This window comes from Alkalicoccobacillus plakortidis (assembly GCF_023703085.1).
Lineage (GTDB): Bacteria > Bacillota > Bacilli > Bacillales > Bacillaceae_D > Alkalicoccobacillus > Alkalicoccobacillus plakortidis.
On record NZ_JAMQJY010000001.1, the window covers coordinates 66,190 to 87,191 of the forward strand.

General features: G+C 37.5%; 22 protein-coding genes and 1 pseudogene. 20 read left to right on the forward strand and 3 right to left on the reverse strand.

What is annotated here, in order from left to right; translation table 11 throughout:
• Positions 1–29: 29 nt before the first annotated feature.
• The 6 genes from NDM98_RS00455 to NDM98_RS00480 all read left to right on the forward strand — a co-directional run bounded on the left by NDM98_RS00455 (position 30) and on the right by NDM98_RS00480 (position 5,354).
• The gene (locus tag NDM98_RS00455; RefSeq protein WP_251603166.1) at positions 30–566 is read left to right on the forward strand and encodes a GNAT family N-acetyltransferase; all 537 of its coding nucleotides are present in this window, start codon (positions 30–32) and stop codon (positions 564–566) included.
• Positions 567–689: 123 nt separating this feature from the next.
• Positions 690–1,484 carry a DUF1835 domain-containing protein gene (locus NDM98_RS00460; RefSeq protein WP_251603169.1) on the forward strand — a complete coding sequence of 265 codons (795 nt, stop codon included), beginning with the start codon at positions 690–692 and terminating at the stop codon, positions 1,482–1,484.
• Positions 1,481–1,933 carry a hypothetical protein gene (locus tag NDM98_RS00465; RefSeq protein ID WP_251603172.1) on the forward strand — a complete coding sequence of 151 codons (453 nt, stop codon included), beginning with the start codon at positions 1,481–1,483 and terminating at the stop codon, positions 1,931–1,933. Before NDM98_RS00460 ends, NDM98_RS00465 begins: the two co-directional genes overlap by 4 nt.
• Before the next feature lie 81 nt (positions 1,934–2,014).
• The gene (locus tag NDM98_RS00470) at positions 2,015–2,719 is read left to right on the forward strand and encodes a sugar phosphate isomerase/epimerase family protein (protein WP_251603175.1); all 705 of its coding nucleotides are present in this window, start codon (positions 2,015–2,017) and stop codon (positions 2,717–2,719) included.
• A gap of 108 nt (positions 2,720–2,827) precedes the next feature.
• Positions 2,828–3,547 (forward strand): nucleotidyltransferase domain-containing protein, encoded by a 720-nt coding sequence (locus NDM98_RS00475; protein ID WP_251603178.1) that lies wholly within the window; start codon positions 2,828–2,830, stop codon positions 3,545–3,547.
• A 175-nt stretch (positions 3,548–3,722) separates the two neighbouring features.
• Entirely contained in the window at positions 3,723–5,354 is a 1,632-nt protein-coding gene (locus NDM98_RS00480) for a hypothetical protein (protein ID WP_251603181.1), read from the forward strand.
• Positions 5,355–5,462: 108 nt separating this feature from the next.
• On the opposite strand, the gene NDM98_RS00485 is transcribed toward NDM98_RS00480, so the two are convergent.
• Entirely contained in the window at positions 5,463–6,632 is a 1,170-nt protein-coding gene (locus NDM98_RS00485) for a DUF418 domain-containing protein (RefSeq protein WP_251603184.1), read from the reverse strand.
• Between the two features lie 214 nt (positions 6,633–6,846).
• Here NDM98_RS00485 and NDM98_RS00490 point away from each other — a divergent pair, with 214 nt between their 5' ends.
• On the forward strand, positions 6,847–7,728 hold the full coding sequence (locus tag NDM98_RS00490; protein ID WP_251603187.1) for a TetR/AcrR family transcriptional regulator: 882 nt from the start codon (positions 6,847–6,849) through the stop codon (positions 7,726–7,728).
• 277 nt (positions 7,729–8,005) lie between these two features.
• On the opposite strand, the gene NDM98_RS00495 is transcribed toward NDM98_RS00490, so the two are convergent.
• The gene (locus NDM98_RS00495; protein ID WP_251603190.1) at positions 8,006–8,458 is read right to left on the reverse strand and encodes a DUF2188 domain-containing protein; all 453 of its coding nucleotides are present in this window, start codon (positions 8,456–8,458) and stop codon (positions 8,006–8,008) included.
• A 128-nt stretch (positions 8,459–8,586) separates the two neighbouring features.
• Here NDM98_RS00495 and NDM98_RS00500 point away from each other — a divergent pair, with 128 nt between their 5' ends.
• From NDM98_RS00500 to NDM98_RS00525, 6 genes and pseudogenes are all read left to right on the forward strand, one after another.
• A complete protein-coding gene (locus tag NDM98_RS00500; RefSeq protein WP_251603193.1) occupies positions 8,587–9,402 on the forward strand; it encodes a methyltransferase domain-containing protein in 816 nt (271 codons plus the stop codon).
• Positions 9,403–9,628: 226 nt separating this feature from the next.
• Positions 9,629–11,971, forward strand: a complete 2,343-nt coding sequence (gene nirB / locus NDM98_RS00505; RefSeq protein ID WP_251603196.1) for a nitrite reductase large subunit NirB — start codon at positions 9,629–9,631, stop codon at positions 11,969–11,971.
• Between the two features lie 24 nt (positions 11,972–11,995).
• A pseudogene (gene nasC, locus NDM98_RS00510) lies at positions 11,996–14,141 on the forward strand (assimilatory nitrate reductase catalytic subunit NasC).
• A gap of 25 nt (positions 14,142–14,166) precedes the next feature.
• Positions 14,167–14,565 (forward strand): MFS transporter, encoded by a 399-nt coding sequence (locus tag NDM98_RS00515; RefSeq protein ID WP_251603199.1) that lies wholly within the window; start codon positions 14,167–14,169, stop codon positions 14,563–14,565.
• A gap of 16 nt (positions 14,566–14,581) precedes the next feature.
• The gene (locus NDM98_RS00520) at positions 14,582–14,980 is read left to right on the forward strand and encodes an MFS transporter (protein ID WP_251603202.1); all 399 of its coding nucleotides are present in this window, start codon (positions 14,582–14,584) and stop codon (positions 14,978–14,980) included.
• Complete coding sequence (locus tag NDM98_RS00525; protein ID WP_251603205.1) at positions 14,916–15,383, forward strand: MFS transporter; 468 nt, start codon at positions 14,916–14,918, stop codon at positions 15,381–15,383. The genes NDM98_RS00520 and NDM98_RS00525 overlap by 65 nt, the downstream gene beginning before the upstream one ends.
• 203 nt (positions 15,384–15,586) lie before the next feature.
• Here NDM98_RS00525 and NDM98_RS00530 read toward each other — a convergent pair whose 3' ends face one another.
• Positions 15,587–16,471 carry a LysR family transcriptional regulator gene (locus NDM98_RS00530; protein WP_251603209.1) on the reverse strand — a complete coding sequence of 295 codons (885 nt, stop codon included), beginning with the start codon at positions 16,469–16,471 and terminating at the stop codon, positions 15,587–15,589.
• Positions 16,472–16,596: 125 nt separating this feature from the next.
• Between NDM98_RS00530 and NDM98_RS00535 the strand changes: the two genes are divergently transcribed.
• The 7 genes from NDM98_RS00535 (at position 16,597) to NDM98_RS00565 (ending at position 20,995) form a co-directional block, all read left to right on the forward strand.
• Complete coding sequence (locus NDM98_RS00535; RefSeq protein WP_307728562.1) at positions 16,597–17,793, forward strand: MFS transporter; 1,197 nt, start codon at positions 16,597–16,599, stop codon at positions 17,791–17,793.
• A 136-nt stretch (positions 17,794–17,929) separates the two neighbouring features.
• Positions 17,930–18,508 (forward strand): DEAD/DEAH box helicase family protein, encoded by a 579-nt coding sequence (locus tag NDM98_RS00540; protein WP_251603212.1) that lies wholly within the window; start codon positions 17,930–17,932, stop codon positions 18,506–18,508.
• 1 nt (position 18,509) lies between these two features.
• Positions 18,510–18,956: an HIT family protein gene (locus tag NDM98_RS00545; RefSeq protein WP_251603215.1), complete on the forward strand. Its 447-nt coding sequence runs from the start codon at positions 18,510–18,512 to the stop codon at positions 18,954–18,956.
• 27 nt (positions 18,957–18,983) lie between these two features.
• Complete coding sequence (locus NDM98_RS00550) at positions 18,984–19,433, forward strand: pyridoxamine 5'-phosphate oxidase family protein (RefSeq protein WP_251603218.1); 450 nt, start codon at positions 18,984–18,986, stop codon at positions 19,431–19,433.
• Between the two features lie 24 nt (positions 19,434–19,457).
• Positions 19,458–19,787 carry a hypothetical protein gene (locus tag NDM98_RS00555; protein WP_251603221.1) on the forward strand — a complete coding sequence of 110 codons (330 nt, stop codon included), beginning with the start codon at positions 19,458–19,460 and terminating at the stop codon, positions 19,785–19,787.
• A 29-nt stretch (positions 19,788–19,816) separates the two neighbouring features.
• Positions 19,817–20,563 (forward strand): phosphotransferase family protein, encoded by a 747-nt coding sequence (locus NDM98_RS00560; protein ID WP_251603224.1) that lies wholly within the window; start codon positions 19,817–19,819, stop codon positions 20,561–20,563.
• An 18-nt stretch (positions 20,564–20,581) separates the two neighbouring features.
• Positions 20,582–20,995, forward strand: coding sequence for a hypothetical protein (locus NDM98_RS00565; protein WP_251603227.1), 414 nt, complete (start codon positions 20,582–20,584; stop codon positions 20,993–20,995).
• The last annotated feature ends 7 nt before the right edge of the window (positions 20,996–21,002 follow it).

Here is a 21,002-nt window from a genome sequence, read left to right on the forward strand (position 1 = left end):
GATTTACTGATAAGAAGTGAGGGTTCAATTTGGAAAGAGTTAAAATAAGACGACCGCTAAACTCTGATAGACAAGAAATTCATAATCTTTTTAAAGATGTCATCAAAGACACGTTTGCAAGAGAGGGCCTTTCCAAACTTGTTGATGATCAACAAGGAGAACTAAAAACAAAAATTCAATATCTAAAAAGCGATTTAGAAAATTGCAAAGAAAAGCGTCAATTTCTACTTGCCATAGATAATGCAGAAGATAAAATCATCGGAACGATAGAATATGGAAAACCGAATGAACTCATCCAAAATATAATAAATGAAGATCTGGTCAAATACCCTGAGATTGGCACTATATTCGTTCTTCCCACATATCAAGGAAATCATATAGGGTCTAAATTAATTGAAACTTTACTCAAAGACATAAATAATCATGATTTCCACGGGTATTGTTTAGACAGTGGATATAGACGATCACAACTCATTTGGACAAAAAAATTTGGAGCTCCTAATTATGTTTTGAATAATTATTGGGGAGAAGCAAATCACCACATGGTATGGAAGAAAGACTTGTAGTGATTCTAGAAGAAAATCTACAAACTCATGTGGTGAGTTGTGGAACCATCCCTACCAAATAAGGAGACAACATCATGCCACAACCAACTAGTCATACTTACCATATTGCTATGACAGAGACCATTGCTTGGAAGTCTTAGATACGGATTTAAAGGAGCAGGTCGAGCAAATCATACATTTATTGCTTTTGATGATTATTTTGCTTATGGTCCGATTTGGAATCTTCATGAAAAAGCAGGTGTCATAGCACGTTACAAATGGATGGAACGAATGCGACATAGTACTAGCTATAAGCAGGGCTACACAAGGTTTTATGAAACTCAGAACGATATTCAACAAATTCCAGCAGGTTCAGATGTAATGATTTGGACAGGAAATAATGCAACGGAGCAGGTTGGTTATTTGTTTGCCATGTATCTATTAAAAAATCATACTTCAAATGTTAGAAGTATAAATACATCAGATTATTATCACGAGCTTTTTCCGCAAATGCGTGATGAGCAATTTTATCCACAAATAAGCTCAGAAATATTGCCTGAGCAGCTGCGAATGATGTTTGCAGAGCATAAATTAGATTCAATCGCTATAGAAATCAGGAAGAAACTTGAAGATGAATGGCTGAGGAGATCTGAATCAGAAGATGTACTCAGAGTCTGGAGAGAAAATTCATTGTTGAATGTACCAGAAGATGCACTGGACGAAGACATCTTAAACATAGCTTGGTTATTACATCATGAAAATGATCAGGATGAATTTATGAAAGCAATTAAATTAATTGCTCATGCGGTAGGTGAATTCGATCAATTACCTAGTGATACATTTATCGAATATCGGATAAAAGCGCTTATTCATCAAGGTAAGCTGTTAATGAGAGGAACATATCATCAAATGTGGACGTACGAAGTGATGCCTTTATGACTGAACTGGAGAGATCTATTTTATCTGCCAATTATGATTCAGCTGAGTTACTTTATCGTGAGATGAGCTTTGATACGTTTTCGAGTACAATGATTGTGGGTGCATTTGATCAACCATCATTTAGTTATTATACTTTTCTTGCTAGTTTACTTATCAAACAAGAAGAGGTAAGGATTCACCATTTGGCAGTAGAATTGCTTATTCTTCCTCTATGCCACATAGAAGGAGCCTACTTTTCAGCACTTTACCATGTGAGAAAAATCCTATATTTAACGAATGGTAAGGATTTAGCAGGCATGGAAATGTTACTTTTCTTAAGTGAAGTTCCTGATCAGGTAGTGGCGAAAGAAGAAGCTTCTCAAGTTGCGCAGGTACTTCTTACGTTGGATCATTCAAATCAAATAGCACGTGAGTATGTAAAAAATTTAAAGGCACAAGAAAAAGAATAGAAGGCGACCATTTTAAAAACAGTAAATGAACTGACCATACTATCTGAATTTTGTTAATCTATGATAAAGGAGATGTTCAAATTGATCAAAACTGGTGTATGTTCCGTGACCTTCCGAAAAGAGTCAGTTGATACAATTATAAAGAGAACAAAGCAGGCGAATTTAGATGGCATTGAATGGGCTGCTGATGTACATGTTCAGCCTGGAGATAGCCAGCAAGCAGAATGTGTAGCTAGAAAGATGAAGGAAGCTGGTCTAGAGGTGTTGTCTTACGGTTCGTATTATCGTGCGAGAGCTACGGAGAATGGCAACTCGTTTGAAACGATTCTTCAAACAGCTAAACAGCTTGGAGCCCCATCTATTAGAATATGGGCGGGAATAAAGGGGTCTGAAGAAGCATCTGAGAAAGATCGACAACAAGTAACAGCTGACATTCAACGTATTGCTGAGCTAGCTCAAGCACAAAAAATTGCTGTACATATTGAGTATCATGGTGGAACACTTACCGATACAAGTGAAAGTGCCAAACAATTAGTAGAGGATATTAATCATAATAACGTTAAGTTGTATTGGCAACCAGCTGTTGGTATAGAAGTATCAGAACGAGTAAAAGACATCCAAATAGTAAAACCATTCTTAAAGCATGTTCATGTTTTTTATTGGCAAGAACAGGATAGGCTTCCTTTAGCAGAGGGAGTGGGGGCCTGGAGACAATACTTGCATCATCTTCACTTAAAAGATCCTCATGAAGACCAAGCATTTTCTATTAGAGTTTGTCCAGGATGAAGATCCCGAGCAGTTTCAAGAGGATGCACAGGTGCTCTTAGAGCTTATGTCAGAATTCGAATTGAGAGCGCATTCATAAAATTTGATGTGTAAGAAGAGGTGAATGTAATGAGTGAACTGAATAAGCTGAGCCCGATCAAGGCAGCAGAACAATTTATCAATGACTATTTTCGAGATTGTCAAGGAGCTTTGTTAGCAGGTAGTGTTGTTAGAGGTGAGGCAACAGAAACCTCGGATCTTGATATCGTGATATTTGATAAACATCTTACATCATCTTACAGACAGTCGTTAGTGAAATATGATTGGGCGATAGAGATCTTTGTTCATAGTCCAACCTCTTATAAACATTTTTTTAAATTGGATTTTGAACTAGCGAGACCATCTATGCAAAGAATGGTTTCGGAAGGAATAATCATAAAAGATGATGAAATCCTTGCATCCATAAAACAAGAAGCTACGGATCAATTAAATAAGGGACCTGAAGAATGGTCAATAGAAACAATAGATACAAAACGTTACTTTATTACGGATGCATTAGATGATTTTATAGGTTGCTCTAATCGAGCTGAGGAATTATTTATAGCAAATACACTTGCTGAGTTAGTAAGCGAATTTGTTCTAAGAACTAACAAACAATGGACTGGTGCATCAAAATGGGTGATTCGTTCATTGAGAAACTATGATGAGGTGTTCACTGATCAATTTGTCAAGGCGTTTGATATGTTTTATAAAAACGGAGACAAAAATCTAGTAATCCATCTAGTCGATGAAACATTGGAGCCATTTGGAGGTCGATTGTTTGATGGCTTTTCACTAGGTAAAAACTAAATTAAAAGCGGGCAATAACTGTGATTAAACGGCTATGATAAGGTAGTCGTTTTTAAATGATCTGAAAAATATAAGCTGAAACGCTCTGCTAGCTTCGCACGTATACTACTTTGACCATTTGATTCGTTTTTATAAGATCAGTTAATTGGAAAATAATCGTTTAGGAGATTAGTTGATGAGGCAATTAAAACCACAAAAAGGGAAATCAATTGTGATTCCTTTAGGCGGCATTCTGGTTATGATCCCTGTAATTATTATAAGTGTCATACTTATTATTGGTTTGGTTCAATACAATCCAAATCTTGAGCAAGCGGATGCATTAATGGAAGAGGCTCAGCTATCACAACAACAAGCAGAATCGATTGATCAATATTTTCTCTTACCTAATGGTCATGCGCTTTCAGTCTCGTATGAGCATGAAGAGATGATGCTTCATGAGATTGATCCAAAGACAAGTGCGCTCATTCATTCTGAAAAATTAGATACTGATATCTTTAATCGTTTATTTACTTCTTATCAACAGGATGGATTAGTTTTGATCACAAAAGCAGCAAAGGATCATAGACTATTAGCCTATTATTATGAAAGTGGGCAAGGCTTGGTTACATTAGATATTCCAGAAACAAAAGTAGATGGTTTTCTAGAAAATCATGTTCTTGTATCGGGAAATTCAATATACATAACAGGTCTCGATGATTCAAATACCCATCTTGCTTTTATGATTAATGATACTACATTCGAGAACATCCCACTTATGGATGATGAACGAATAGTTGATCTAGTGGAGGTTGGTTTCTATAAAATTGGTTCGTTTAAGAACTTACAGCCAGCATTGGAGCTGACACTTTATGATCGATCTTCATACATCATGAGCTTATCAGATAATGTAGATGAAAGGTTTCTAGTCTCTGCCTCTAATTCACAGTGGGAAACGGAGCAGAAGCTGTGGTCTCATTATTACCAATCAGGTGATGCTGCCATGCGATTGGATGGTGAGAAATTTGCTCAATTTGATTTACTAACTGGTCGTTATATAAATGATATTGAAACACCACAGCTTATCTATTATCCAGAGTTGTTTCAGCTTGGTGAGGACCAAACGCTAGCTCTTGGTCGAGAGACGGTGAATGAAACAGCTCCAATGATTGGATACCTTTATAATCGATCTGGTGAAAAGCTTCAAGCAGATCTAACACCACAGCTACAAGAGGTTACCTCACAGATTCTTTTCACAGAGCCGGTCTTCTCAGCTCAACTAGTAGATGATAACCTGTATCTTTCTTCATCGGACCAAGCTAGTGTCATCAACATCAAAGAGCAAAAGATAAACTACGTAACAGATTTCACATTTCAACAAACATTTTCGAATGTAGCTTATGAAAAAGAAAAGCAGGCAGAACAGCTAATAAACGAAGGTAGCACATTTTCACTAGACAAAGTGGTACCGTACGTAAAAGATGATGAAGCTGTTCAGGTAATGGGAATTTTTATGGTGATTTGGATTGCCGTCCCATTAGCTATTATTCTTATCATTACTCATTTGATGAAACGCAAGTCCCGTAAAATACAAAAAATTTATGATAATGGGGGCGTGGTGGTGCAAGCGACAATCCTTCAATTAAGACAAACTGGTCTATTTATTAATGAACAGCCTCAGGTCCTCATGCGTGTTCAATTTGTTCATCTAAACAAGAAAATGGAACAAGAAATAAAAAAAGTTGTTAATCTCATCTCACCACCTAAACCAGGAGATACAATTGAATTGTTATATGACCCAAGGAATGAGAAGGTTTATGTGATTGATTAATGTATAGTTGTTGCACTTGGCATTCTAGTTTGGAGAATAAAAAGAGAAAAAGCTATAGCTATCTAACAAGAAAAAACCATACTAATCTCAGTATGGTTTTTCCTGTATTTAAGCAATTCCTTGCTTCTCTTCCCGAGGTTTACGATGAACAAGTTTTCGAAATAGGTGATCCATCGGTCCGTTTAATTGCTTTTTCTCAAGTATAGTGGCAATTAACAGAGCCAACAGCCAGATACCAAAAGCAATGGACCAGCTTACAGTTAATCCAAATGTCTCACCTAAATTCAGTGTATAGGTAGAGAGGAATACAACTAATAAGGCTTCATTTAGCATGAAAAAGGTGAGAGAGCGTTTGCCGAGGGCTGTGATTGGTCGAACAAAGAGTTCCTTCTGTATTAGCTTTGGACCAATTAAGCCAAATATAGCTGCATAACTTACCCCGCCAATAATGCCAGTAATCATATGCAAGGAAAAAATTAATCCGCTAAATAGTGGACCGAGTTCAATGATTCCATTGCTGTAAAGGGCTTGAGGGATTGCGCCTAAAATGGACACGGTTATGCCTATAATCGCTACTTTTTTCAATAATGGCTTGTGATCAGGTTGTTCATTTAAGAGCTTTTTCCTTCCTGCCCATATGCCAAGTAGGAGGGAGACAACTATAGGTAAGGCAAGGTTCCCAAGAAAGGGTCCACCAGTTATAAATTGCATGAATTGGCTGCTTAGATTCTCACTATACGAGGTGTAAGTGAGTTGAAGTGCATTTTCTTCTTGTAGCATGACCGCCATACTTCCCCACATGACTGGTAAGATGACCACAAAGAGTGCTGAAATAATCGCAATCGCTCGCTTAAGTACTTTATCGCTTTTAAAAATGAGCCAGGTAATACAGAGTAGAGCCGCTCCGTAGATTGCTAGAATATCTTGGCCACCAACGATTACAGATAAAAAGAATCCAAAAATCATCAAATATAAAGCCCTTCTATATAGAGACATTTTGGCATCACGTATGGTTCTATTTCTTTTAAGGTAGCTTGCTACGATTAGGGTCAATCCATAACCAAAAAGAAACGCAAACATAGGTCTTGCACGATTATCAACAACAAAAACGGAGATGTAATTTAAGATTGTATCCATCGAATGCATGCTTTCAGGTCGACTGAGTAAAGTGCTACCTGCATACAAAGAAGCATGAGCTAACGCAACTAAAAGCAGCATCATACCGCGAGCTAAGTCTAATGAGATAAAACGTTTTGTATGTAATGAGTTATGTGTCATCTTGAGTGGACATTCCTTCCTTTTCGACTAGTAATAAAGACCAATGATAAGAAACCAATGGTAGCATCAATTAGATTCTACAGTCAAAAACTTTGTGGTACTACTGATATAAATGATCTGAATGAACTTAGTACTCTTTAGTACTATTATCATATAAGACATTTTTTTGTATCATGTTAAAATGACCAAAGGAAGAATGAAGGAGAGATACAGGATGAAAAAAACTCAAATTATTCATACAGCATTTCAACTTTTTACTGAAAAAGGGTACGCGGCAACGAGCATCCAAGAAATTGTTAGTATATGCAAAATGTCAAAAGCGACTTTTTATCATTATTTTTCTTCTAAAAAAGAATTATTTTATGAACTTTTGCAGTTTCGCGATGAATTATTTGAAAGTCAGTTGCAGGTATTAGATCAAGAAACATCTCCAAATGTCCGTTTTCGAAAACAAACGGAGTTATATATAGAAAGTCTTCATACGAATAGAACTCTTTTTCTTTTGGCTCCTTTTGTTGTGGAACAGGAGGAATTTATTGAGCTAGAAAAAGGGATTAAGCGATTTAAAATCAAAACCTATAAACGGTTAGATTTCATGCTATCTAGTGTATTTAAATTGAATCAACAATCTAATAGATGGGATATTGTTTTGCTGTATGATGCCTTAATTAGGGAATATGTTGAGATTGGATCTTATCATTCTGAGTATCTTGATATTCCGTATGCAGCTCAATGTGTGGAACAGTATCTGGATTTGCTAGTTGAAAATGAAATGGAACCGATGTTATCCTCGGAGCTTATGGAGAAGTTGACTGAATCAAATCACTTTGAAGAAAAAGCATGTGTAGGTGAAAGTCGATTAGCTTATATTCTAATTTCACTTGAAGAAAAATTGAATCAAATCTATCTATCAGAAATTGAACGAACAGCTTTTATCGGGAATTTGGATATGTTAAAAGAGAAATTAGAAGAAGAGCAACCACAACTTGTCATCATGAACTCAATTCTTGGTTTATTTGAGCATAAAAGTGAGCTCGTTGATATAGTCAATCAAATAAAAAAAGTGATTGGAGAAGAGAAGGGCCTATCTATTTAAATAAGGATGTTTAAGAGTAGGGTGATTTAAGTGAGTGCATTTAAATTAGCATCAGAAATTCTATTGTTCCTGATGGTGGTTGTCCTAATGGTCGCTATTATTAGAGTGATTGTATCAAGATATCTTACTGGTTTTTATGAGGGGGTTTTTCGTAAATCACACAGTTTATATAAAAAGATATTCAAGGATTCTAAATAAGAGGCAGCATCGATAAATCGTTAGCTCATTACACGGAACGAAGTGAACAAAAGTCATTGTTCACTTCGTTTTTATTTCGTTATGAATCATACTGAATTTTTTCATCCACACTTCCATCTTGTTTGTGTATGATTAGCTGGGTTCCTTTATTTTTTGCGATTTCTTTTCCACGTGTTATTGCTTCCTCTTTTGTGTCTAACACTTCTGAAGGCTGATCGGCTCCTTCTGCTTGGACCGCCCAACCACCGTTAGAATGAGGAGTAACAAATTGAGGCACTTCGTTTAATTCTGGACGAGAAGAGCTTGAGCGGTTAGGGTTTGGTTTTACATGTCCGTTTTTTATAAATGAATCGATTTCATTATTACTTGCATTAGCATGCCATTCTTTAGCTTGCTTTGTTGCTATAGGAAGGGCATCGCCTTCTTTATATCCGTCATCTAGCATACTGTTTGCAATCTCAATGGCTTTTTTTCGAGTGGCCTTATCAAGGTTCTTTAATGAACTAGGATAATCGTTAAGTGTCCAAGGCATGGCGAATCCTCCTTAGTTAATTATGTTTATCATCTATTTCCGTTTTTAATTTAAATAAAACCAATTCATCTTTTCAAGAAGGAAAAGTAAGAATTAAGTTGAACTTAGTACAAAAGGAATCGAGGTGAATGGTATTGGAATTAAACAAAGCAAAATTGAGAGCTGAAATGCCTGATAAAGCATCAACTATTCTAGATTCTCGAACGCTTCATGCATCACACAAAAGATTAGCCCAATTGTTAACAAAAGGAATGACTGTCCTTGATATTGGATGTGGTACGGGAGCAATAACAAAGGATATTGCGGAGGTAGTTGGGGAAACTGGTCGTGTAGTTGGAGTTGATAGTAATCCATTGTTAATAGAAAAGGCAGTTGAGTTGTATAATGAAGTCCCTAACTTAACATTTGAAATAGGAGATATTTATAACCTGAGTTATGCAGATGAATTTGATATTGTAACTTCAGCACGCGTCCTACAATGGTTATCAGAGCCAAAGGAAGCATTGCGTAAGATGATTCATGCAGCAAAAACAGGTGGAAACATTATTGTGCTTGATTACAATCACGAAAAATTAATGCTGAAACCGCAGGCCCCAGAAAGCTTTTACACTTTTTATAAAGCTTTCTTACAGTGGCGAACTGATGCAGGCATGAATAATATGATTGCTGATCAGCTTGAGGATATGTTTACAGAACTAGGTATTCACAAAACGAATGTTATCTCTCAACATGAATCAGTATCTAGGGTGGATAGTAATTTTCATCATCAAATTACGATTTGGGCTGACGTCATGGCAAGTAGAGGTGTACAAATGGTGAGGGACGGTTTTTTCTTAGAGGATACCCTTATCTCTACTGAGAAAGAGTATAGAAAATGGATCGATCAAGATGCAGAAACACAAATTATGTACTTATTATCGGTAGAAGGTATTAAAACGGAATGAATGGATCCAACCACATCTTAATTAGGTGTGGTTCTTTTTTTCTACATATCAACCTCATACTTTTATCCTGCTCACTCAATCATAGTAAAGGACTAAAGTTTTACGATAATCGCAGTTTTTATTAAAAACTATGTCACGTTTTATCACATAAATCACCAAGTTTTGAGAATGTCTCGTTATGATTGGAGAAGATTGAATAGATTCTGAATATTTAAGGAGTTTACTCATGCCAACAGAGACTAAGAGACAGAGAATTGTGTGGATAGGAAATGGAATGGCTGGAATGCGCTCTGTAGAAGAGTTGTTGAAGATATGTCCAGACTCCTTTGATCTAACTATTATTGGGGAAGAGCCAGTCAGGAGCTATAATCGGATTCTACTTTCTTCTGTTTTACAGGGGGAAGAATCAATAGACGGAATTCACACTCAGACAAATGAGTGGTTCTCAGATCGTGATATAACACTACTCACTGGTGTTAAGGTGGATCTAATTAATACACATGAAAAGATCATTCGCACAAATCAAGGTGAGTGTATGACTTATGACAAGCTAGTCATTGCAACAGGATCTACACCTTTTATCTTGCCTGTGCCTGGAATTGAGAAGGAAGGAGTCACTGCATTTCGAACAATGCAGGATTGTAAAGAGCTAGTTAAAACTGCGTCTTCGTATAAAAAAGCATTGGTAATTGGCGGCGGATTGTTAGGACTTGAAGCAGCTAAGGGCTTAATACATCTTGGTATGGACGTTGATGTGGTTCACCGTTCTACCTGTATTATGGAACGGCAATTAGATGAACAGGCTGCCGAGCTTCTTCAAAATGAATTGCAAGCACAGGGGATGAATTTTCATTTAGGTAAGGAGACAACAGAATTATCAGGTGGTGAGCGAGTAAATAGAATCCATTTTTCGGATGGTACCTCCATTGAGACTGATTTAGTTGTGATGTCTGCTGGTATTCGTCCGAATATCGATTTGGCTAGTACAAGTGGTATTAGCACAAATCGTGGCATCGTGGTGGACGATCGATTACGTACTTCAGCTGAGGACGTTTACGCAGTTGGAGAGTGTGTAGAACATCGAGGCATTGTTTATGGCATGGTTAAGCCACTTTATGAGCAAACCAGGGTTCTTGCTCAAGAACTTTGTGGGAGACAAGGGTTAGTGTTTAGAGGAAGTACCCTTGCAACTCAGTTAAAAATATCAGGTGTTGACCTATTTTCAGTTGGCGATATTACGCTAAAAGACGAGAGTAAAACCATATCTGTGATGGATGAATTAAATGGACATTATCGAAAGTTGATTTTTGAAGCAGATCGTTTAAAAGGTGCAATTTTATATGGCAATATCGTTGATGGCGCAAAGCTTACTGAACTTGTGATAAAAGAAACAGAGTTGTTAGAAGAGGAAAAGCAACAGTTGCTTATTTCGCAAGGAAGTCAGGCTGGTCAAATAGCTGAGATGACAGCTGCCACTTTAGTTTGCCAGTGCAATGCCGTATCAAAAGGAGAAATAATAAAGGCCGTACAAATAGAAAGCTTAAATACGGTTGAGGAAGTCAAAACCTTTACAAAAGCAGCTAGCTCATGTGGAGGCTGCAAACCCATCGTGGCAGATCTTCTAAGCTACATTCAAAGTGATGAGTTTGACGAAGAGATTGAGGTTACACCCTCTTTATGTGGCTGTACTAGCCTAACAGAAGCTGAAGTAGTAGAGAGAATGTATGAAAAAGAGCTTCTCTCCTTAGCTGAAATCATGACGTCCTTATCGTGGAAAACAGCGGAGGGCTGTGGAACCTGTCGAGAAACTCTCTCTTATTACTTAGGTATGATGTATCCAGAATACCATTTGAAACAACATATTCAAGGAAATGCGATCAGGCATTCAGATGGATTTTTTTCCGTATTAGTTGATGTAGGGGAGGCAAATCAACAAGCAGAGTTTTTTAAAAATCTATCTCAATTATTACAGCAATTCACTGAATTAAGAGTTATGCAGACCAAACATTCCGAGATGCAAATTTTAGGAATTAAAGAAGATGAGCTAGACGCAGTGAGAGGCAAGCTAGGAGTTGCTCAAACCACCCATTCTGGAAGCCGAGTTTGGATGAATAAGCAAGCAGATCTAAGTAGATGTGATTGCACGCAGGATGAAGCGTGGTCATTGTCTTTAGAGCTACATGACCTTTTCCGGTTTGTGCAAATGCCTGCTGAAACGGTTATAGACATTCAAGCCTGTACACATGGAAATGCGGAAGGAGATTTGCAGCTCATTAAATCAGTTGTTGGATGGGAGGTATTGATCGGAGGGCAAGCAGATAGCCAGCTCTTTTACTTAATGCCAAACAAAATAGAGTTAATGGAAGCTGTTCCAATCCTATTGCAGTATTATCGTCAAACGGCGATGTATCGTGAGTCAATGCTGAACTGGATAAACCGTGTAGGCCTTGTTCATGTAAGAGAAATCGTATTTGATGCAGGCTGTCGATTTGATCTAAATCAAGAGTTAGAGGCAACAAGAAAAAGAAATGAAAAGCAATTTAACTCAGATCATAAAGAGTTCGTTTAATAGAAAAGAGTGGGAGTGTTTAGAGTGGCCGATATGCTATTAAGCTACTTTCGAGAAAAACAGAGACAGACACAAAAAGAAAAAGTACGTAATACCCAATGCCCGTTTTGTAGTGTGCAATGTAAGATGCAATTAGTGGAGCAAACAAGTGTTACGAGAAAAACGTATCGAACAATAGGACTTGATAATCCAACCTCAAAAGGACGACTATGCATAAAAGGCTTGAATGCCCACCAACATGCTTTCCATAAAGATCGTCTAATGCAACCGCTTATTAAAAAGAATGATGAATTTGTTCCTGTAAGCTTGGGACGAAGCTCTTTCTTATATAGCTGAACAAATTCATCTTATTCAAAACGAAGACGGCAAGAATGCTATGTCTGTCTATGGAAGTGCATCCATTACCAATGAAGAGGCTTATCTTATGGGTAAATTTGCAAGAGTTGGGCTTCAAACCAAATACATCGATTACAACGGACGTTTATGTATGTCTGCTGCCGCTTCAGCTGGAACCCTGACATTTGGGATGGATCGAGGACTCACAAATACCTTAGAGGAAATTTCCTATTCTGAATGTATCATTCTCGCTGGTACGAATATTGCTGAATGTCAGCCAACGATTATGCCTTATTTTGAGCAAGCAAAGGAGAATGGCGCTTTTATCATTGCTATTGATCCACGCGAAACCGCAACAACCAAACTAGCAGACCTACATTTAAAGCTTAAGCCAGGAACGGATGCGGCATTAGCAAATGGTCTCTTAAAAGTAATTATTGATGAAAAACTGATTGATGAAGTTTTTATTCAAGATAGAGCTAATGGATTTGAAGAAGTGAAGCAGCATGTGGCGGGCTTGTCACTTGATGAGATTGCTGAGAAAACAGGTGTAGCCCTTCGAGATATTCAGAGAGCAGCCACAGTTTTTGGTAAAAGAGCAGCAGGTATGATCCTGACTGCGCGTGGAGTTGAGCAACAGACGGATGGCTCCATTGCTGTGCGTAATTTCCTTAATATTCTGATTGCAACAGGGAAGATTGGCAAAACAGGCTGTGGTTATGGCGCTATTACTGGCCAAAGTAACGGTCAAGGTGCTAGAGAGCACGGACAAAAAGCGGATCAATTGCCAGGTTATCGATCGATCGAAAACGAAGAGCACCGCGCCTATGTAGCGAATGTATGGGGAGTCGATCCCAATCAGCTTCCAAGAAAAGGTGTATCAGCTTTTGAGATGATTCAGAAAATGGATCAAGGAGAAATCACTGGTTTGTTTCTCCTATGTTCAAATCCAATCGTTTCAAATCCAAATGCTCGATTTGTAAAAAAGGCATTAAAAAAGCTGAAATTTCTTGTAGCAGTTGACTTATTTGTCTCAGAGACAGCTAAGCTTGCGGATGTCATCCTACCGACGACATCATACTTAGAAGACGAAGGAACCATGACCAATTTAGAAGGCAGAGTGACGTTACGTGAAGCAAGTAAATCGGCACCGGGTGAAGCAAGGCATGATTGGCAAATTATCTGTGATGTTGCAAAGGCGTTAGGCAAAGAACAGTACTTTTCCTATACATGTGCAGAAGATGTTTTTAATGAACTACGACAGGCAAGTAAGGGAGGAGTCGCTGATTATTACGGAATAACGTATGATCGACTTCGTGGTAAAGACGGCCTGCTTTGGCCATGCCCAACACTTGATCATCCAGGAACCGGTCGATTATTTGAGGATCGTTTTGCCCATCCAGATGGGCGTGCTGTCATGGCTGTCGTTCCGAACGAACCAGTCATTCCAAAAGAACAGCCATGTGTTGAGTATCCACTATTTCTAACAACAGGTAGGGTAATGGCCCATTACTTAACAGGTGTTCAAACAAGAAAAAGTTCATCTTTATCAGCAAGACATTTTGAATCATTTATGGAGATCCATCCTGAAACGGCCAAACAACTCGGAATCACCGATCAGACTCTTGTTCGTATTACCTCAAGACGTGGATCGATTGTGGTAAGAAGCAAATGGTCCACTCAGATAAGGGCAGACACTGTCTTTGTGCCATTTCATTGGGATGAAACACAAAATGTAAATAGGCTTGTAGAAGACAAACTGGATCCAACCTGTAGAATGCCTGGATTTAAAGTAAGTGCAGTTCAAGTGTCTCCACTAGTTCATATACGCTAAATTTATTAATAGGAGTGAGAGAGAGATGAAACTATCAGACTTACGAAAAAGTGGTCATGCTCCATCATTGTTTTCTGCGTTTTTATACTTTGATATTAGTTTTATGATTTGGGTTATGCTTGGCGCATTAGGTGTATATATTACAAATGACTTTGGCTTAACTGCTTCACAAATCGGCTTGATTGTGGCAATCCCAATCCTCGCCGGGTCCATTTTTAGAATCATTATGGGGGTTCTAACTGATCGTTTTGGACCAAAGAAAACAAGTGTTGGTGGAATGATTGTCACGATGATTCCACTCTTATGGGGTTGGCTACTCGGTACATCGGTAGCCGAACTCTATATGATTGGAATTCTATTAGGTGTAGCTGGAGCAAGTTTCTCCGCGTCGCTGCCAATGGCAAGTCGCTTCGTACCCACCTGAATTACAAGGACTAGCTATGGGTATAGCCGGAGCTGGGAATAGCGGGACACTGCTTGCGACCTTATTTGGTCCAAGGCTTGCCGAAGTAGTTGGTTGGAACGGAGTGATGGGTCTTGCTTTAATTCCACTCTCTCTTGTTTTGCTTTCCTATACGCTTATGGCAAAGGAGCCGCCCAATCAACCTAAACCAAAACCGATTAAAGAATATTTTGCCGTCTTTAAAGAACGAGACACCTGGTTTTTCTGTTTGCTCTATAGTGTAACCTTTGGTGGATTTGTTGGATTGTCGAGCTTTCTTAGTTATTTCTTTGTTAGCCAATATACACTATCACCTATCAGAGCAGGCGAGTTTGTCACCATTGTTGTGGCAGCTTGGAAGTTTTCTACGTCCAGTAGGTGGTTTGATCTCGGATAAAATTGGTGGAGCCAAGTTGCTTTATTTCTTATTCATTGGTATGACGATTTGTATGCTAACGGTCAGTATGCTCCCACCATTACTTTTTGTGACAATAGCCTTGTTTATTGGAATGGGATGTTTAGGTATGGGCAACGGTGCTGTATTCCAGTTGGTACCGCAGCGTTTTCAAAAAGAAATTGGGATGGTAACAGGAATCGTCGGGGCCGCAGGAGGAATTGGCGGATTTTTTCTTCCAAATATCTTGGGAATCCTACGAGATTGGACAGGAACCTATGCAAGTGGATTTATTGTTTTTGCAATGATTACACTGATGGCTGTAGGACTATTAGCATTTGCCCAAGCTTCATGGAGAAAGGAATGGAAGTTGGCTAAGTCATCTAAAAAGGCTGTTCAACTATAATAATAAAACTAAAACGAGGTGGGCAATCATTGTCCACCTCGTTTGCTTTTGAAAAGAATTATTACAGTGAATAGAGCAATAAAAGGAAATTAATGTTTCTAAATATTGAGGTGAATCATTGTTCTATACAATGTTAATCTTTTTCCACTCATCTTCTCATTAAAAAGAAAATCAAAATCGAAGAAGGCTTAGGAAAATCATAACTAAGTCCTATGCTTGTACATGTCTAAGATATGAGTAATCAGGTTTTGTGAAGCGGCTGAAAGATAGCTGTCTTCATTCCAACAGACCCCAATGAGTCGATTACATTCTATTGAATGCACAGGGATTTGGACGATTTTATTTTCTTTTGCTTCTGCAATTTTAGGCAACAACGAGATTCCAAGACCAGAAGCAATTAATCCGGCAATTGTTTGAACTTCTTCACCTTCAAACGTTATGTTTGGCATTATTCCAAGTTCTGAAAAAATCTCATCTGTTGTGTGACGTAACGAATAGCCACTTTTTAAGAAGATAAAGGAATCATGTTCCACTTGATCTAATCTCAATTCTGATAGATGAGCAAGTCGATGAGTGGTCGGTAATGTTATAAACAATTCTTCACTTTTAATGAGTGTCCATTTCGTTCTTTTTTGAAGATGTACTTCTGGTACTAGACATAAATCAATGTCTCCTGAATTGAGCTGTTTCATTAAAGCATGTGAATTATTTTGTACGAGGTTTAATTTAATTTTTGGAAACTGAACCATAAAGGATCGTATCAGCTCAGGTATAAAGCTCGGTCCTAACGTATGTAAAAAGCCTAATGTCACTTCTCCGCTGTTTGGTTCTATCATTTCTGATAGTTCTTTTTTTGCCTCGCTTAGTTCAAAGGTAATGCGATTGACTCTTTCCAAAAATATCTTTCCGTATTTATTTAACACAATAGATCTGCCTTTACGATCAAATAATGGAACGCCTAATTCTTGTTCAAGTCGTTTGATGGATCGACTTAATGCTGGTTGGGAAACGGATAATAATTCAGCTGACTTTATCATATGTTCAGTGCGTGCTAGTGTTTGGAAATATTCAAAATGATGCCATTCCACATGTATTCCTCCATTTATTCATTACATATATGCATTGATTCTATATTTATAATTCATTATACAGCATCAAGAAGGGCTGATACGATAAAGGTGAAACGAAAACAAAACATAAAAGGATGTTTTATTTGGAAAATGACGAATCTAGTATGGAAAGGCGCTACATTCATAAAGGAACAAAGCAATACCTGAAAACGAACATTGCTTTTTTTGTTGCTGGTTTTAATACATTCACCATATTGTATTGTGTGCAGCCTTTACTTCCAAACTTCTCGCAACACTATGAACTCAGTCCAACTGTAGCGAGTTTAGCCCTTTCATTAACAACAATTGCATTAGCAATAGCTATGTTGTTTTTTGGGTCACTTTCGGATGCTGTAGGTCGAAAGAATGTCATGCTTTATTCAATGATTGCAGCTTCTGTCATCTGTCTTTTCATCCCACTAAGTCCTACATTTACATGGCTACTTGTTTTACGAACGATCCAAGGCATTGCACTTGCTGGTTTGCCATCGGTTGCAATGGCTTATTTAAGCGAAGAGATATCTCCCAAAAGTCTCGGCGCAGCCATGGGATTATATATTTGTGGTAATGCTTTAGGAGCAACATTTGGACGAATGTTCTCTGGTATTGTGACAGAAGCCGCAAATTGGCAATCTGCTTTATTTTTGGTTGGGGTTATTAGTTTAGCAGCAAGTATTTTGTTTGCATTCTTTTTGCCTATTTCATCTAATTTCCGTCCAACAAAACGACAAGTGCCAGAGATGATTTATTCATTAAAAAGTCATCTAGGTAATACTCGGCTTCTGTGTTTGTTTGGTTTAGGGTTTATTTTGCTCGGAACGAATGTTGCTTTATTTAATTACATGGGTTTTACACTATTAAATGAACCATATTCAGTCAGCCAAACGATTGTTAGTTCGATTTTTCTTTTATTTATCATTGGCATGTTTAGCTCAGTTATAGCAGGTAAATTGGTAGATTCCGTTGGAAAAGAAAAGACCGTTCTATTAAGTTTACTAATTATTTTAGTAGGTATCTTATTAACACTGATTCCAAATCTAGCATTCAAAATATGTGGTACAGCGATGTCTGTGTACGGTTTTTTTAGTAGTCATTCTGTTGCGAGCAGTTGGGTTGGCTCGATTGTTAGTAAAAATAAGGCGCAAGCAGCTTCCTTATATTTGTTTTTCTATTATGCTTGGGTCAAGTGTAATCGGCACACTTGGCGGTATTCTATGGGCTACGTTAGATTGGACTGGTGTGGCTTGGATGAATATCATCTTTATTTTAATTGGATTCCTATTGATGTACGTTTTAATTAGTCAGAGTAATAGTGGAATAAAAAAGTCGAATCTTTAAGGGGTTTGGCTTTTTTATTTTAGAGAAGGTATCAAACAAATTGTATTGAATGGTAATATATAGAGAAAGTAGTAGTCATAATGCGGAGGTGGATAGCGCATGAACGTTCTTTTTTTATTTGGGCCACAAGCTGTAGGAAAAATGACAATAGGTGAAATTCTTTCAGAGAAGTTGGACATTCCTTTATTGTTTAACCATATGACATTGGATATCATTTCACCTTTTATTGGTTGGACACAAAAGACATTTGAATTGTCCACGCAATTGCGAAAGGATATTTTCCAAGCCATGGTTGACCAACCAGAGAACAAAGGGCTAATCTTTACTTTTGTCTGGGCATTAGATGTTGAAGAAGATCGAAAAGAGGTAGAGAACTTCAAACAGATTTTTACAACTGCGGGCATAGATGTGTATTTTATAGAATTAGAAGCGGAACTAGAGGAGCGCTTAAGACGTAATAAAACAGAGAATCGACTTGCTAAAAAACCATCTAAAAGAGATATAGAGTCAAGTGAACAAGAACTACAGACTAGTCATCAAAAACATCGACTAAACTCTAAGCAAGGAGAGATTCAAGAACCTCTTTATTTGCGTTTGAATGTAACAAATTTGACGGCGGAGGAAGCAGCAGAGAGAATTTTTGATTTCCAACAGTTCGGTGAACGGAGATACAACTGATATGACACTAAATAAGCAAGCACCCTGTTGTTTAGGCTGTAACCTAGCAAATCTAAAAGAGCCAGTTCATCTAATCTATGAAAATGACTTACTTACCTGCATCTTAGATCATGATCCATTTAACAATGGTCATACATTAATATTGCCAAAAAAGCATTATGAAGACGTTGATGATTTAGACGAAGAAACCGCACATGCTATCATACAATGCTCGATGGTGATTTCTAAGGCATTAAAGTCGATATATAGACCAGACGGGATCACGATTTGTCAAAATGGAGGGATTTTTAGTGAGCTTACACATTTTCATATGCATGTAGTACCAAGATACAAGGATCAATCATTTGCGTCCTTCTATCTTGATGAACCATTCAACAATGAACATCTTAAGAAAAGGATAGCGGATGCTAAGACTGAAATGTATCAAGCATTAAGAAAGTATGTGTAAGGAATAAGCGAATGTGGAGGTATGCCTATGAACATTATAGATGAAAACAAAAACTCGCGAATTTTACTTGAAGACATTCTTTCACGCCCGCTTTTTGCACACCTATCAACAGCTGATGAAAACGGACCACGTGAGTCTCCGCTTTGGTTTTTGTGGGATGAGGGTTCAATTTGGATGCTCGGTAGTTACCAGTCTAACTCGTTTACTAAACGAATTGAAACAGAACCACGTTGCGCAATTGGAATCGTGGACTTTAAAGTTGAAACGGGACTTGTGCATCATGTAGGCTTACGTGGCAAAGCAGTTCTTGAAGCTCAGCAGGAAGACCGTGTCAGAAAACTCTTAAGCAAATATATGGGGGATTTTGAACGATGGGATCCAAGATTTCATGGCGTATTAGGTGATTTAGATTGGTTATTTGTTCGATTTAACCCGGAAACGGTTGTAGTGAGAGATCAATCTTATCAGTTGCGATAAGATGATATAAAGAAAGGAAAAAGCATGGAGTATATTGATATAATTTTACCAGCAATTGTTACATTATTATATTTAAAAGTTATTAAAAGGAGCATTCATCCACTTGTAAAAATGGAGATTGTGATCGAAATAAAAGCAATGCTTATATTTGTCGTTTTAACAGTTTTGTCTTTTCTAGTTTTGTGGTTACCACTACGAGAGGGCATTCATACATATTTTGCAAAAGGTGGTTTAATTGTTTCATTTGTATTGCCTTTATATGTAATCTGGTTGTTAGTAATTATGAAAATGAAGCGTGCATATTATGATAAATCTGTTCTACTTTTAGAAAAGTTTATGGGGAATATCATTTAAGCATAGTACACCAGAAGGAGAGATAACCGATGGATTTAGGTTCACCCATTGCATCTGGAAACACCGCCTCGATCTATCTAAGTGAAGGAAACGTGATTAAGCTTTTTAATGATGGTATGGATCGTTCTTATGTATTATATGAAGCAAATAAGCAAAAATCTGTACATAACTCGGGACTTTTTGTTCCAGAAGTATTAGAAGTTAAGCAAATTGAAGGAAAACAAGCTATTTTGATGGAATATATAGAAGGTAGCACATTAGGTGACCTCTGCCATCATAATATGGAAAAAGTGGAGCGTTACTTAAGGATATCAGTAGATGTGCAGCAAAAAGTTCATATGATCTCAACAGTGTATTCACTTGAGAAGATGACTACTAAATTAACTCGCCAGATCGAATCAGTAAATAAACTATCCAGTCTTCAAAAAAGAGATTTAATTGAGAAAATGAATTCATTTTCATTTGAACAAAAACTGTGTCATGGAGATTTTCATCTTTTTAATCTGATTTTATCAAATGAGGAAGTAGCGATAATCGATTGGGTTGATGCTAGTTTGGGGGATATTCGTGCTGATGTGTATCGCACGTATTTATTGTACACTCAACATTCAGACGACATAGCAGAAACGTACCTCCGCTTATATTGTGAGAGCAGTGGCTTGTCAAAAGAGGAAATTTTTCAATGGGCACCAATCATTGCTGGAGCCAGATTATCAGAGAATGTCGCAACCGAAGACTCAGACCGACTTTTAGAGATTGTCAATCAGTACAGCTGAACGTGTGAGGTGGAAAAAGTGGACCTTTTAATAGACGAATACGAAGGTACAAAGTTTATATCTCCTAGAGATTGTGGAAATTCCCCAAAAATCATTCGCTTAAATGAGTTAAACGAAGCATTTTTCAGAAGAGATTGGACGTTTATAGAAGAGAACCTAGATGTTGATATACAATGGCTTATTATTGGAATGAAACAAATAGAAGGAAAAACGAACGTTAGGGATCAACTAGAGACATTTAGAAATGAAGAAATAACAGAAATCAGAATAAAAAACACCATTACACATGGAAAAGTAGGCTCAGTGAACGGCACTCTAATAATGGAAAAAGGAAGAAACATTGATTTTTGCAACATGTACACCTTTTCTAGTGCAGGGAATAAAGCAAAAATGAAAGAAATGACCTCTTATGTGATTGAAACGATGGAATAAGTAGAAT

Excerpts from the sequence above, each read along its gene's own strand:
- NDM98_RS00465 (WP_251603172.1), top strand. The coding sequence starts at position 1,481 with ATGACTGAACTGGAGAGATCTATTTTATCTGCCAATTATGATTCAGCT.
- NDM98_RS00475 (WP_251603178.1), top strand. The coding sequence starts at position 2,828 with ATGAGTGAACTGAATAAGCTGAGCCCGATCAAGGCAGCAGAACAATTT.
- NDM98_RS00480 (WP_251603181.1), top strand. The coding sequence starts at position 3,723 with ATGAGGCAATTAAAACCACAAAAAGGGAAATCAATTGTGATTCCTTTA.
- NDM98_RS00485 (WP_251603184.1), bottom strand. The coding sequence starts at position 6,632 with ATGACACATAACTCATTACATACAAAACGTTTTATCTCATTAGACTTA.
- NDM98_RS00490 (WP_251603187.1), top strand. The coding sequence starts at position 6,847 with ATGAAAAAAACTCAAATTATTCATACAGCATTTCAACTTTTTACTGAA.
- NDM98_RS00495 (WP_251603190.1), bottom strand. The coding sequence starts at position 8,458 with ATGCCTTGGACACTTAACGATTATCCTAGTTCATTAAAGAACCTTGAT.
- NDM98_RS00500 (WP_251603193.1), top strand. The coding sequence starts at position 8,587 with ATGGTATTGGAATTAAACAAAGCAAAATTGAGAGCTGAAATGCCTGAT.
- nirB (WP_251603196.1), top strand. The coding sequence starts at position 9,629 with ATGCCAACAGAGACTAAGAGACAGAGAATTGTGTGGATAGGAAATGGA.
- NDM98_RS00515 (WP_251603199.1), top strand. The coding sequence starts at position 14,167 with ATGAAACTATCAGACTTACGAAAAAGTGGTCATGCTCCATCATTGTTT.
- NDM98_RS00520 (WP_251603202.1), top strand. The coding sequence starts at position 14,582 with ATGGGTATAGCCGGAGCTGGGAATAGCGGGACACTGCTTGCGACCTTA.
- NDM98_RS00540 (WP_251603212.1), top strand. The coding sequence starts at position 17,930 with ATGAACGTTCTTTTTTTATTTGGGCCACAAGCTGTAGGAAAAATGACA.
- NDM98_RS00545 (WP_251603215.1), top strand. The coding sequence starts at position 18,510 with ATGACACTAAATAAGCAAGCACCCTGTTGTTTAGGCTGTAACCTAGCA.
- NDM98_RS00550 (WP_251603218.1), top strand. The coding sequence starts at position 18,984 with ATGAACATTATAGATGAAAACAAAAACTCGCGAATTTTACTTGAAGAC.
- NDM98_RS00555 (WP_251603221.1), top strand. The coding sequence starts at position 19,458 with ATGGAGTATATTGATATAATTTTACCAGCAATTGTTACATTATTATAT.
- NDM98_RS00560 (WP_251603224.1), top strand. The coding sequence starts at position 19,817 with ATGGATTTAGGTTCACCCATTGCATCTGGAAACACCGCCTCGATCTAT.